Origin of the sequence: Cystobacter fuscus, from assembly GCF_002305875.1 — a bacterium.
In the GTDB taxonomy this organism is placed as follows: domain Bacteria; phylum Myxococcota; class Myxococcia; order Myxococcales; family Myxococcaceae; genus Cystobacter; species Cystobacter fuscus_A.
On record NZ_CP022098.1, the window covers coordinates 2026188 to 2039603 of the forward strand.

The 13416-nt window shown below is 65.2% G+C and carries 11 protein-coding genes; 4 read left to right on the plus strand and 7 right to left on the minus strand.

Annotated features, from left to right (window positions below):
• The first annotated feature begins 296 nt into the window (after nucleotides 1-296).
• Nucleotides 297-1712: a discoidin domain-containing protein gene (locus CYFUS_RS08435; RefSeq protein ID WP_095984757.1), complete on the plus strand. Its 1416-nt coding sequence runs from the start codon at nucleotides 297-299 to the stop codon at nucleotides 1710-1712.
• Nucleotides 1713-1988: 276 nt separating this feature from the next.
• Nucleotides 1989-2906, plus strand: a complete 918-nt coding sequence (locus tag CYFUS_RS08440) for a transposase (protein WP_232537446.1) — start codon at nucleotides 1989-1991, stop codon at nucleotides 2904-2906.
• A 139-nt stretch (nucleotides 2907-3045) separates the two neighbouring features.
• On the opposite strand, the gene CYFUS_RS08445 is transcribed toward CYFUS_RS08440, so the two are convergent.
• Both CYFUS_RS08445 and CYFUS_RS08450 read right to left on the minus strand, forming a co-directional pair.
• Nucleotides 3046-3972 carry a Shedu anti-phage system protein SduA domain-containing protein gene (locus CYFUS_RS08445; RefSeq protein WP_157758325.1) on the minus strand — a complete coding sequence of 309 codons (927 nt, stop codon included), beginning with the start codon at nucleotides 3970-3972 and terminating at the stop codon, nucleotides 3046-3048.
• 320 nt (nucleotides 3973-4292) lie between these two features.
• Nucleotides 4293-4613, minus strand: a complete 321-nt coding sequence (locus CYFUS_RS08450) for a hypothetical protein (protein ID WP_095984759.1) — start codon at nucleotides 4611-4613, stop codon at nucleotides 4293-4295.
• Between the two features lie 1301 nt (nucleotides 4614-5914).
• Here CYFUS_RS08450 and CYFUS_RS08455 point away from each other — a divergent pair.
• On the plus strand, nucleotides 5915-6769 hold the full coding sequence (locus tag CYFUS_RS08455) for a DUF2381 family protein (RefSeq protein WP_095984760.1): 855 nt from the start codon (nucleotides 5915-5917) through the stop codon (nucleotides 6767-6769).
• A 12-nt stretch (nucleotides 6770-6781) separates the two neighbouring features.
• Nucleotides 6782-8593: a serine/threonine protein kinase gene (locus CYFUS_RS08460; protein WP_095984761.1), complete on the plus strand. Its 1812-nt coding sequence runs from the start codon at nucleotides 6782-6784 to the stop codon at nucleotides 8591-8593.
• Between the two features lie 50 nt (nucleotides 8594-8643).
• Here CYFUS_RS08460 and CYFUS_RS08465 read toward each other — a convergent pair whose 3' ends face one another.
• The 5 genes from CYFUS_RS08465 to CYFUS_RS08485 form a co-directional block, all read right to left on the minus strand.
• Nucleotides 8644-9882 (minus strand): HAD-IA family hydrolase, encoded by a 1239-nt coding sequence (locus tag CYFUS_RS08465; protein WP_095984762.1) that lies wholly within the window; start codon nucleotides 9880-9882, stop codon nucleotides 8644-8646.
• 34 nt (nucleotides 9883-9916) lie between these two features.
• Nucleotides 9917-10954, minus strand: a complete 1038-nt coding sequence (locus tag CYFUS_RS08470) for a DNA-processing protein DprA (protein ID WP_095984763.1) — start codon at nucleotides 10952-10954, stop codon at nucleotides 9917-9919.
• A gap of 123 nt (nucleotides 10955-11077) precedes the next feature.
• Nucleotides 11078-11890: a hypothetical protein gene (locus tag CYFUS_RS08475; protein ID WP_095984764.1), complete on the minus strand. Its 813-nt coding sequence runs from the start codon at nucleotides 11888-11890 to the stop codon at nucleotides 11078-11080.
• Entirely contained in the window at nucleotides 11887-12690 is an 804-nt protein-coding gene (locus CYFUS_RS08480) for a hypothetical protein (RefSeq protein ID WP_157758326.1), read from the minus strand. Before CYFUS_RS08480 ends, CYFUS_RS08475 begins: the two co-directional genes overlap by 4 nt.
• Nucleotides 12691-12844: 154 nt before the next feature.
• On the minus strand, nucleotides 12845-13375 hold the full coding sequence (locus CYFUS_RS08485) for an OB-fold protein (protein WP_095984766.1): 531 nt from the start codon (nucleotides 13373-13375) through the stop codon (nucleotides 12845-12847).
• Nucleotides 13376-13416 lie beyond the last annotated feature (41 nt).

Genomic DNA, 13416 nt, shown 5'->3' on the forward strand with positions numbered 1-13416 from the left:
CGCCTTCGAGCAGGAGCACGGCTCCGATCCCTGGGTGAGCGGTGGTTCCCCCCAGGGCGCGCGGCTGTTGCAGGACATCAAACCAGGTCCAGACAGCTCATTCCCATCCCGGTTCACGCGCTCGGATGGCTTCATATTTTTCGTCACTTTCACGCCTTTCGTGGTAGACGGGTTGTTGCTTCATGAAGCCTCGTTAAACCCGAGCGGGCGGAGCTTTGCCTGCTCACCGCCGGTGCGGCGAAGGCTCAACCCGGTGGCCTCTCCCCATCGACGCATTCGCACAGGAAGTTCAACCCATGCCTCACCGCTTTCTCGCACTGCGCCTTGCCGCGGGCGCCTTTGTTGCCACCCTGGGCATGGCGGCCCACGCGGCCTGCGTGGCCAATCCGCCGACCCAGTCCGACTCCACCTTTCCGGCCAGCCTGACGGGCAAGCTCGCGTATCACAGCTACGTCGGCTACGGCGACGGCACCAGCCAGCTCTTCATCTATGACTTCGCGGCCCGCACGCTCACGCAGGTGTCCAACAGCACCTGGGGCATCCAGGATCCGATGAACGCGGTGTTCAGTCCCGACGGCAAATGGTTGGCCTTCATGGGCATCGCGAATGGCGCGTGGAACGTCTTCTTCTGGCGGGTCGGCTCCAGCGAGCTACCCGTCAACCTGACCAACAGCACTGGCGAGACGCGCAACGAGGACCCCAAGTTCAGCGCCGATGGCAAGTCGCTGCTGTTCAAGCAGAACGGCGACATCATGCAAGCCACGCTGTCGTACACCAGTTCGGGCCCGGTGTTTACCTCGGTGGTGAACCTCACCAACACGGCACCGGACGTGGAGAGTTCGATGCCGTTCGCCAGCCCTGACGGCAGCGCCGTCTATTTCGTCACCGGTGCGGGCTCCGGCATGGGGCTGTACAAGCAGACCGTCGCCACCCGCACCAAGGTCGCGTTCGACACGCCGACCGGGCTGGCGGCCTACTACCCGATCGTGCGCGCTGACGGCACCGTGTTCTATGCACGCTGGAAGGACGCTACCCAACTCGACCAGCTCTACACCAAGGTCAACCCGGGCGACACGCCCAACCAGCTCAGCATCAACGACTGTAACAGCAACAACTCCGATCCCTGGCCCGTCAACGGCACCAACTACGTGTTCTTCTCGTCCACCACGACGGGCGGCTACCAGCTCTACCTGGGCGACACCAGCACGGGTCAGCGCTGGAGCCTGTCGCGGTTCGGGGTGAATGCCGACAGCACGCGCGCCAAGCTCGGTTCGAACTACCATCCGGGCACCGCCGTCGCGCCGCCGCAGACGGTGCTGTTGTCGCAGGGCAAGCCGGCCTCGGCCTCGTCGAGCTACAACGCCAGCCTGGGCCCGAACAATGCCTTCGACGGCAACACCACCAGCACGCGCTGGAATTCGATCGAGGGCAGCGCCGCCGGCAGTCAGTGGCTGATGGTGGATCTGGGCTCGGTGCGCACCATCAATGGCGTCGACCTGTACTGGGACGCCGGCGCCAGGGTCTACTACCTGCAGGCCTCGAACGACGGCGTGAACTGGACCACGTTCTACTCCACCACCAACGGCGTCTCGTACGGCCATGTGGTGCTGCCCAACCTGAACGGCAGCGGCCGCTATGTGCGCATGCTCGGCACGCAGCGCGCCACGCAGTGGGGCTACTCGCTCGTCGAGATGCAGGTGTGGGGATACTGAGCGGCCCGGCCCGGAGACGGTGTCAAAGGACTCGAAGCCCCGCTGAGGTGTCGCTGAGGTGTCAAAGGATTCGAAACCGGGACTCGAGTGGGGAATGAGACTCGGCTTGGACGGGGCAAACGACGGCCTTCCAAGTCATTCCGAGGTCTTGAGGGCTGGCCTGCGGAGTGCATTCAGTCTCGCGGAGCAAACGCGGGGGAGGGGATGGGTTGGCCGCTGAGGATGTTCCAGGAGGAAGGCTACTATTTCGTCACGTCCAGGTGTTTCCAGGGGCGAATGCTGCTGCGCCCCAGCCTGGAGGTGAACGAGGTGGTGGGAGGCGTGTTGGCCAAAGCGGTGCAACACAGTGCGGGCGGCGTGCGGCTACACGCATTCACCTTCGCCTCCAATCACTTCCACCTGCTGGTGTGGGCTCGTGGTGCGTCCCTCGCCTCCTTCATGCAGTACCTGCGCGCCAATCTCTCCAAGAAGGTGGGGCGGTTGGTGGACTGGAGTGGAGGCTTCTGGGAGAGGCGGTACTCGGCGGAGCCGGTGCTGGACGACACGGCGCTGGTGGGCCGGCTGCGCTACGTGCTCGCCCATGGAGTGAAGGAAGGATGGGTGGAGAAGTGCGCCCAGTGGCCGGGCCTCACGTGCCTGCCGCAGTTGCTGGGAGCGGCGCGGCGGCTCTTCCATTGGTTCAACTGGACGAAGCGCTGGAGCAAACGGGGAAGCGAGGAGCAGGCAGTGGGGGAGGGGCGCTTCGCCGAGGAATGGGCCGAGCCGGTGGAGTTGGAGCTGGCGCCCCTGCCGTGCTGGAAAGGACTGGGGGAGGAAGAGAGGCCGCGTGCGGTGCGGGCCCTGGTGGAGAAAGTGGAAGTCGAGGCGCGCGCAAGGAACAAGCCCGTCCTCGGGGCGAGAGCGGCGAGGGCCCAGCACCCGCATACCCGGCCTGAGCACCTCAAGCGCAGCCCGCGACCTCTGGGGCATTCCTCCACGCGCCAGGCCTTGCGGGAGTTGCGTGAGCAGTATCGTGGCTTCGTCGCAGCGTTCCGAGAGGCGGCAGCTCGCTGGGGGCGAGGGGATTGCTCAGCGCCCTTTCCTCCGTTCTTCTTCCCGCCGCGGGTGGTGCCAGGTTGCGTCGCTCAAGTTTCGACCTTACCCATTTTTTTGCCGGCCCGATGGCGCTGGCGAGAGCAGTACCTGACATCGTAAGTATGCGCAGGGAGGGAGATTGGGGCGGTTTCCCTCCCGCCCTGTGGCGTTTTCCACACGTGTGGAAAGTCGGTGGCTGATGGCTGGCCCGGTTCCGACACCGGCGGATGCGAACACCAACGGTCTCGTCCGCTAGGGGCTACCCTCCGGTTGTCCTGAAGGCTTGCCACTCCACCGTCCGTCCGCCTCTCAGGAGTATCCCCTTGTCCCAGGCGTCCATGTCGTAGCCCCACGCCACGAGCATCCGCCGATGGGCAGGGGACACCTCAAACTCATTCGGGCCCACCCACCCGAAGAGCGACTGCGGCTGGTGGTGGAGTGCCTTGAAAGTGTAGCGCTCTCGGGTGAGAGACAGCACGTTGGGGCGCTCCCTCGAAAGCCACTCCACGGGCGGGTCTCCCCGGTCCGCCGCCTCCCAGAGGTTGCCGCGCGGGTCCGGATGACCTTCCAATACTCGCTGTAGCGCAGCTCGGTAGTGCAGAGCCTGGTCGCGCTGCTTCCGGTAGTGCCGAAGAAGAGTATCCCAGGTGACGCAGCACAGGCCCGGGATGGGCTTCTGCGCCCACCGCCGCCGCATGGAGGCGTTCAAGTCGAGTTGGGTGTCCCGCCCGATTACGAGCACGTATCGGAAGTCGAGCGAAATTTGCCCCACGCCCCGCATCAAAGGGGACAACCTACGGACCACCTCCGCGCTGGACCGCTGGAGGAATTCGGCCCAGGTCTTCACCTGGGCGACCGCCGCCGTCAGCTCGTGGTGCTCGGTCGGGTACGGTGCGCTCGCCTTGAAAAGCGTCTTGCCGGCGCGCTCGATTTCCACGAAGACCACGCGCACCTCCGAGCTGTTCTTCGTCAGGTACGCGAAGTCAGTGACCAGCGAAGTATCGAGCGGGAACTGACTGATCACCACGTCCTCGAGCAGGCCGTGGTGGAGGAGGTGGGGGAGCACGAGGAACTCGGGGCGGCGCTCCAAGAATGCCTGGAGGTCGGGCTCGGGGGCGTCATTGTCCACGAGATGGAGGAACTCGCGCTCGGCGTCGTCCAGCGGGGGCTGGTTCGATTCGCTCACGGCCGAGACTCCCGGGGCCACGAACTCCCTCCCAGGGCCGATACGTCGCCCGGCGCTGGGAGGTGGTCCGCCATGATGTCGTCCGCCCTCGCCATCGCCTCCAGCGGAGGAGGCCGGTTCATCAACCTCAAGTCGGTCATCGGGACGATGATACTCCACCCCGATGCGCACAGGTCCGACAGGCGGTGTGCACCTCACCCCTGAAAGAAAACGGCGCTCGCCCATGAGTGGCCCTGAAACGACACCGACCAGGCGCCTTGGCGGGGCACCTGGTCGGGAGGGGACCGGCGACGCCACGGTGGACGTCGCCGGTCAGCAGCTCAGGGAGTCTGGGGCGGCTGGGGATTGGCGGGATGCGTCAGCCACCACCAGACCACCTGCGCCTGCAGGTGGAAGGGAATCATCCTGCGGAACACCGGGTTGCGCCGATGCGCGATGAACGCGCAGACGAACTCCCGGGGCGCCCAGTTGCCCGTGTGATTGATGTCGATGGGCCCATGGACGACGGGGACCCCCGCCGCCTTGAAGGTGCGGGTCCAGCGGCGGTGGGGGATAGAGACGTAGCCGCAGTCCTTCATGTTGGCGATGAACACCCGTGCCTGGCACACCCTACTGCCGTAGTGCCAGACCCGCGGGCCCACGAAGCCGCAGCGTAGGCAGGTGATGGTTTTCGCTCTTCCACCTCTGTTTCCATGCTTGTTGCGCGCACGAGTTACCATTCGTTGTCCATCTGCTCCCTCCCGCCGGTAATTAGATACACATCGGCCATCGCCCCGGCGGGCACCGGCTCCGTCGATGTGCGGGAGAAGAGGGGCGCCACTGCGCTCAACCAAGATGCTTGTCCAGAGCCCTTAGTTGAAGACGTCCCTCGCTACCGCAACCTGCTCGGTCACAATACCTGGGTAGACCCGGAGCGGCAAGCGTTTACAACGAGCGACGTTGTTTCTGGAGTCTAGACTCAATAGGTAAGGTCCCTTCCCCAGCCGGACCTCGTCTTTTCGGCTTTTTTGAGGCCCTGGCCGGGCCGTCGAACTCGATGGGTAGCGCCCTTTCGCGACGTCGTTCGCCCGGGCCCTCAACCACCCGCGCCTGCAGTAGCGAAGGGGTGCGTCAACCCCAACGGGCTTTGGAGCGTGCTCGAAGGCCTCATTCGTTAGCTTTTTAACGATGGTGGACTAGTCGCAGCGAGCACTCCACTGCGGACAAGCTCCAGCATGGCCGACTGCAAGGCGTGAGCGAAGTGCCGCGTCAGCTCCACGGGGCCCACGCCCCTGCAATCGATTGCAGCCGAGAAGGACTCCGTGCCTCGGGCGAAGGTACCGCGAGATCCCCACACCCCGAATCAACCGGCCGGGCCACGTCGAGCCACACTCCGAATCAACCGGCCGGGCCACGTCGAGCCACACCCCGAATCAACCGGCCGGGCCACGTCGAGCCACACCCCGAATCGGCGAATCGGCCGGGCCACCCGAATCGGCCGGGCCACCCGAATCGGCCGGGCCACCTGAATCGGCCGGGCCACCTGAATCGGCCGGGCCACCCGAATCGGGCCAAAATCGGCCCACGTTAAGCACAAATGTGTTATTACTTCCTTGTCCAGAGCCCTTAGTTGGAGGCGTCTCCGCCCCAAAGAAGGTTTCGGCCGGCGGGGAGAAATCCCCGCCGGCTCCTTCATCCCCCTCCCTCCTTGTCTCACGGGCCATCAAGCTCCGACGAGCATCAACGCCGTTGAGCGCCTGATTCGGAGGAGAAGTTCTCCGTCGTGACGGCTCAGGGCTCTTTCCCCCGAAACGTGCTTTTTTCCGTCATAGCGGAATGAGTCGACCGCCATATGCCCCGGCCGCGTAACGATCGCCCTGGGAGCGGCATCTGCTAAGGTGGACTGGAGAGGTTCTCCGCTCTGGCACTACCATCGTCCGCTCATCTCCTCGTTCTACTTGCCCTGGCCGTCCACGAGGTCGCGGCCGCACAGCAGCCTCAGCCCCCAGTCCGCGAGTACCAGGAGCGGCAAGTCGTCGTCCCCGGGCCCGGTGAGCCCGTGCCAGAGGTGCGGGTGGCGGCCAACACCCTCACCCTCTTCCGCTTCGGTACCCCCATCGACAGGGCCTCGGTGGAGGTGGAGGGGAGGACGACGCGCTTCAAGCTGGTGGACCCGGGGGAGTACATCCTCGCGCTCGAGCCCTCTGTCGAGCCGGCCGCGGGAGAGCGGCTCATCCTGCGGGTTCGCTATAAGGACGGCGGCACCCCGGCGCACGCCACCCTCGCGCTCGTCTCGCACCCCACGCTGGTGGACAAGGAGGTGGAGGTGGTGCGCCGTCCGCGCACCGTCGAGGGGCTGGAAGCACGGCTGTCTCACGTGGAAGCCGAACTCGCCGCCCTGAAAGGCCAGTGTGCGCAGAGCGGGCTCCCCAGCCTCGCGTTCTCGGGGCTGCTGGACTCGAAGGACGTCCGGGCCAAGCCCTTCTGGGGGAGCGCGGCCCCCGGCTACAAGGGGGGCCTGGAGCCAGGCCGCGGCACCGGCTACCGGGCCACCCTCTGGGCCATGGTGACTGTCCGCGTGCGCAACCTTCCCGGGCAGCCGGTATGGGCGCCGGGTGCAGCCCGGCTCACCAGCACGAAAGGCAGCTCGGTGAAGGTGCTCTCGGTGCACATGGAGAAGCCGCAGCTCCAGCCGGGGGAGTCCGCCCTGGTGGCGGTGCTGGTGGAGCCCCCCGCCTCCACCGAGGGGCTGTTCCAGCTGGAACTCGTGGATGCTGGGGGCGGACGCCTCCTTCCCATTACCGCGGTCAAGCTCTAGGAGGGCCGTGCCATGACGAGGGATGTCCTGCACCCGGACCACTTGCAGCCCAACGACATGGTGGGCCCCTGGCGGATCGTGGAGCGGCTGGGGCTTGGTGGCTCCGCTCGCGTCTTCAAGGTGGAGCGCGGCGGGCGCCTGTACGCCATGAAGATGGCGCTGCGCCCTGTCTCCGACGAGGAGGAGCGCAGCGAGCCGGCGGGGGAAGAAGCCGCCATGCGGATAGAGCGTGAGGCAGCAGCTCTGCTGACCTATGCTCCTCACCCCCACCTGGTGCGTGTGCATGCGGTGGACTGCTGGCCCCACCCCGACCGCGGGTACCCCTTCATCGTCACCGACCTGGTGGAGGGCGACGACTGGCACGTGTGGCGGTGGAAGACGAACCCCAATTCCGTGAGGCTGGTGGACGCCTTTTCCGAGGCGGTGCGTACCGTGGGCGCGTTGCACGAGCGCGGCGCGTACCACCGCGACCTGAAGGCAGAAAATCTCCTCATCCGCCGGGCTGACGGGCACGTCTTCGTCGTGGACTTCGGCAACGTGCGTCTGCCGGGCACCTTCGCAGAGACGCTGGGGGTGCCCGTGGGGGTGTTCCACCTCCTGCCGCCCGAACTCCTCGAGTACACGCGCAGCGAGGTGTGGAGGAAGGGTATCCCCTTCGAGGGGGGTGCGGCGGCGGACCTCTACGCCCTGGGCATCATCCTCTACCAGGGCTTGTGCGATCATCACCCCTTCGACCCTTACCTGTCGGACAGGGCGCTGACGGCGGCCATCTCCACCGTGCCCCCAACCCCGCCCCACATCATCAATCCCAGGGCCCCGCGCGTGCTGAGCGACATCGCCATGAAGCTGCTGGAGAAGCAGCCCGAGGCGCGCTACCCCAGCACCGAGTCGCTGCTGCAGGCCCTTTGGGGGGCAGGCAAGGAGCGCGCGTCCCGGGCCTGGAAGGTGCCCCTTCTCCCCTCCACCGAGGAACTCCCGTTGGAGGCGACGCCCGAAGAGAAAGAGGAGTGGCTGTCCCGCCAGCAAGGAGTGCCCCCTGAGCCCGAGGCAGCCAGGGCTCGCCCTCCTGCTGAGCGCTCACAGCCGCAGGAGGAAGCGCAGGAGGAGGTGCCCCCCAGGGAGCGCCGGGCGTGGCGCATGCGGCACCTCGCCGTGGTGAGCATGGCGCTCCTGGCCGTCCTGTTCCTTGCGTCATGGCTGGTGCGGTCCACACTCCCGTCGCCCCACGTGTCGGAGCCCACCGCGTCCGTTGGCTTCGAGAAAGGATCCGTGTCCGTGCCCACTCTCGCCACGCCCCAGGATTCAGCCCCTGCCAACGGCAACCCGCACCTCCGGATCCTCGCCGTGTGGCTGTGCACCGCCACCGGCCTGGGCTGTCCCGCCGCCCAGGTGAGGCCGGAGCCGGATGCCTGCCCGGAGGAGGCTCGGCGCAACAACTTCGAGGTGCTGAAGCTCAACGAGGGCATGGAGCTCCAGGCCCTCGTCGACATCAACCAGCCCGGGGAGCCGACCCAGGAGGGCAGCTACCGGGACGGCCCCATCGTCGGCCGCGTGGTGCAGCGCGACTGGTCTCCCCCGGAGCTGCCCGGCAGCACCCTCCTGTACGGGAAGCTCTGGACGGGCCCTGGTATCCAGAACCGGGATGGGGAAGACGCGGTACTGGGGCGCTACACGGAAGCGCTTCTGCCGGACGGCCGCAAGCTGCCGGTGTGCATCGTCCTGGGCGGGCCGGAAGGGCGCTGGCCCAAGCTGCCCGGCTCGAAGCCTGGGGCCGTTCGACTGCCACGGGAGTTGCCGGTGGCGGCCGTTTGGCGCTGGCCCTGAAAGGGCTCACTCCTCATGCTGGAGTTGAATAAGGCTACGCCCCAGCATCTTCAGCCGTCGTAGCTGGTTTTGTACCTGCAATTGATGGGGGTGAAATAGTTAGGACACCCCCAGAAGTGGCTGTCATCGCGGCGGTTCGTGTAGACCTTGAGCACGCGGCTACAGTTGGGGCAACGACGCGTATTCATGACATTCTGGTCCACGCTGATGCATACGGTGCGCACATTGGCCGCGTTGCTGTTGATGAGCACGCGGGCGCACTCGTCCGTGGTTGAGCCGGAGGTGAAGACGTCGTCCAAGAGGAGGACGTCCTTCTTCCCCCAGGCGTACTTCGATTCGAAGGCCCCCTGGACGAGGGCGGCCCGCTCGTCCCGCCGGGTATGCTTGTAGTCCTCCACCTCCCGGGTGGCGCGCATGCCATCCGGATAGATGGCCACGCCGGGCACATACGTCTTCATGTGCTCGAGCGTCTTCGCGAAGCGGATGCGGTCCTGAGAGGGCTTTGGCGGCACACAGGTCGCAAAGTCCGGCTGAGGGGACAGGCCGAACGCCACGTAGTTAGCCACGGCGGCCCCGAACATGGGGGAGTGCTCATCGTTACCCTTCAGCTTCAGGATGAGGCCGGAGAGGACGTGCGAGCCGTGCCGTGCATCCGCCGTGGGGAAGTACCGTCCCAGGCCGATTGCCGAGGAACTCTTCGAGCGCAGAAAACTCCCACGGTGCATGAGCGGTTGGAGCCCCGCGGCGAGAACCTCTGCCACGTAGCCACACCGCGGCAAGGAGTCGGGGTTCAACAGGGGGTTGGTGTCGTACAGGAGGATGTCCGCAGCGGTCTGCCAAAGCCCATCCACCTCCGGATTCCAGCCAGCGCCAATGGAGCGAATGCCGGCGTTGTAGCTCGCGGCGAAGTCGTCCACCGCGTCACCCACGTAGTAGGCGTTGGACGCATTAGTCCCTAAGCGCCTGAGCGCTTCATTGAGCGGGTCCGGATCTGGCTTGTGCGCGCTCGTGTCCTCGTAGGCCACGAGCGCGTCGCAGTGCACTTGGAACTTCGCCAGGAGCGGCCTCGCGTACCGGCCCGGTGAAGAGGTGACGATAGCCACCGGGTGCCCCATCCCATGCAGGACGCCAGGCATCTGATGGGGCAACGGTGAGCCCGGGGTAAAGAAGGGCTTCACCGACGCCAGATTCGAGAGCGCGTAGTCCCAGTCACCCCGGGCTCGTGCATCCGCCAGGGCGGAGGTGTCCAACAGCGTCTGGTCCAAATCGAAGAGGACGGCTGTCTTCACGTGAAGCCCCCTTATGGGGCTCGATCTGACAAACTTACTCCCCGGTTTGCAACATTGTGGACTTCATGTGATCGGCCGCCCGTTCCAGCTCCGACAGAAAAATGTCGTAATCCTGCTTCCCCATGATGGGAGCAGCCACCGGCCGAGTGGCGAAGCGCCCCTCCAGCAGCTCGGCATACTCAGGCTCCGCGCCGACGAGCTGCGACAACTCACGACCTGTCCTCTGGGTAAGCGCGAGGATGCCCTGGCTCTTCGGCTCTTGACGGTGGACTCCCTCCGGGGGCAGCGGGGCCCAGACGTGCCGACCCTGAGTGAGGGCGAAACGGACGGTGTGCATCGAGCCGCCTACAACATCCGTCTGCATGACGATGATGCCGATGGACATACCGCTCTGTAGGCGATCGCGCTGGACGAGGTTGCGCGAGACTGCAGGCGCACCAAAGGGCTGCTCACTCACCCACGCGCCGCCTCGAGACAGGATGTCCTCGGCGAGGTGGGCGTTCTTCTTCGGGTACACCGCGTCCAGGCCGCTTGCCATCACGGCGACCGTGTGCCCCGCAGCATCCAGCGCCGCTTGGTGTGCGAGTGCGTCCACGCCTAGCGCGAGACCGCTGACGATGCTCCAGCCACGAGCGGCGAGAAGCGCGGTGATGCGCTTCGCCACCTCCACGCCAAAGGTGGAGGGCTCCCGCGTCCCGATACAGGCAATGGAACGATGGTCGGGAGCCAGGGTGCCCTTCACGTAAAGGACAGAAGGCCGGTCCGGGATCGCTTTGAGGTAGAGGGGGTACTCTGGCTCTGCAAACGAGAGGATGCTCACCCCCTGAGCTGACGCCTTCTCCAGGGTAGCGATAGCCCGGGAGTAAGCCGACTCCCATGCGGCCTTATCACGCAGGATTGCACGCGCTTGAGTGGGCACATGGCGCGCGATGACGTTCGGTAGAGCTTCGAGCACGTGCCGAAGCGTGGGGCCCACCTGGGCGAGCCGCTGGGCAGAGACTGAGCCGATGCCGCGAAGCCCCAGCAATGTGAGCTGTCCGGCAGAACTCGTGGTGGGGGTGTCGAAGTTCATCAGCAACGCCGCAGAGCCATCTTGTCGAGTTATCCTATTGGCACTACTTTTTAAGTCAACCTTGTGGCCTCAAGGCTGGGGCTGCTTGGTGGGGCAGCGACGTTCCTGCACCGATGGCGAACGTCATGACTCAATCGGCAACTCGTTCTGTGCCGGGTTCGAGATGCCTACGTAGCGAATTCGTTCGATCAGTTTGTCCCGTTCTGAAGGGACGTCCACATCGAGTACTTCTGCTTCTGCTTCCTTCAGCACCCCGCGAACGGTGGAGGACTCGCCCCGCCGACCATCAAGGACATAGGCAAGGAAGCTGTAGCGACGCGCTACCTGCCGCTTCTCGAAGAGCTGGCGCCAAGCAAGGAACGCGTTACTCACGTGGCGCAGTTCCTCATGGAAGTCCGCACGCGATGCGATGATGGGCTCCATCAAGAGCAGCCCGGTGTCCCCAGCTACGAAGTGCGAGATGTGGCTCGCAGTGTCCTCGTGAATCGACAACAGGGATCCATTGAAGTTACTCTGGACGTAGTGAGCCACCTTGCACGTTTGGAGGAAGCGCATTCCCTGGACATGCCTCTTGAGTGCCGGCGGCGGACGTTCTGCTTGGTCCTCGGGTAGAATGGGGCGGCGGGGTAGTACGTGACGCTCCACCCATTGGACGGGGTCGGTCACCGTCGCAGGCACGAACCGGGCTTCATCCATGTGGACGAATGCGCCGAGCGAACGGGGTAGCTGCTCGAAGCTATCGGTGAAGTCCAAGTCCTCAAGAGCCATGCGGAGGGAGAACCAAGCGGCCTTCCCACCAACACAGTGTGGACCGGGAATGTGCTCCGCGCGCGCGACTTGCACGCGCCCCTCACTCTCGACAAGGGCCGCAATCGGCACACGACTGCCCGCTACCAGGTCGGGCACGAAGTGGACGATGCGAAAGCGCGTTCTCATTGGGCCGTCTCTAGTTTCCGAAGGTATTCTGCAACAAGCCGCTGTGCATGTCGCGTCCGATGCCACAGTGCACCTAGTAGTTCTTCTGAACGACGCTCCCCTACGATGTGGCATGCTTCGTCCACGAAGCTCTTCAGGAGGCTCTTCGTGATGAGTTCCGCAGCTCCCGCTGCGGCGGTTGCTCCGTCCCTGATCAAGGGGAGAGGTAGCTGCTCCGGAACGACTTCGAGTTCGGGTAGCGTCAGTCCGGCAGCCGCCAGCCTCCTGGGTTGTCCCAGCAGGCTCTCCCCGAGATCGATGCTCCAGACCCTCAGTTCCAGATCCGAGGAACTCGTCGTCACCAGGATGTTTCTCTCGTGCCGATCCGGGTTGAAGATGATCGCATCCAGGGCGAGCATGCGACCGAGGTCATCTAGGTTCTGGACGTACTTGTAGCGAGCGGGCATCCAGTGCTGGGCGTAAGGGAGTACCTCGCTCAGCCAGGATAGATCCTCACCCTCTCCGGTCACCGCCCCATCGGGTACTGGGACGTCAAGTTCCACCGACAGCAACCACCCGAGAATCTCCGCGAGCAGGGCTGGACGCTGGGTGTGGAGCACACGTTTGCGCACCCACTGGCGATCATCATCGCTCCAGCTGACGCAGGCTGTACTCGAGTTCAGTGCCTTGATGAGGGCACCGTCCTCAACGGACTCGGTCTTGAGGCGCTTGACGTTCTCGCCAAACAAGCCGAGTTGCCGTTTACCAGCCACCGATACCCCCTTCCGGAGTGCAGCATCACGGTAAGGGAACTGAGGCACAAGCAGTTTCCAGCCCCAGTGCGTGCCCCAGTGCACTATTGGCCGGCCCTGGAGGGCGTCACGGCTTCAGGTGCTGAGGGCCGGCTTGAACCCTGCCTCTGGACCTCGCAAGGGTCAGTCGGATTGAGCACCGAGGCGAAACCCTCGGCGGCAGCTACAACTGGACGATCTCGCAGTCCTTCACGAGGACGTTCATCATCAGCCCCTCGACGCGGCCGCGGATGGTGACGCGGTTCCCTTTGGTGAGGGAGGCCACTGTCTGGGCGTTCTCCTCGTCGAGGAAGCATTGCACCTGACGCGCCTCGTACCGCTTGCCAGTGCCGACGATGACGTAGACGGTGTTGAGCACGTCCCGCTTCACGTCGTCGACGACGCCGCTCGTCTGGATGAGCTTGCCCTTGAAGCTCGCGTCCGCACGCACCTCGTTGTCGGTGTACTCCGCCAGGAGCGTGCGGAGCTCCACCTGCTTCGCGTCCACCGTGCGCCTGGTGGGTGCAGCACCGTCGCCGCTGCGGACCTGGGCCAGCGCCCAGGCGAGAAAGCACGGGGCGACGAGGAGCGCGACGGCGATGCCGAACAGCTTGCCGAAGTTGAGGCGACGGGGTGGCGGCGCTCCGCACTTCGAACAGGCCTTCGCGTTGGTCGCCACCTCATTGCCGCACTGCCTGCACTTCACCAGCGCCATGTGAGCTCTCCCGTGGCGTTGCCGCCATTCACACGATGCTA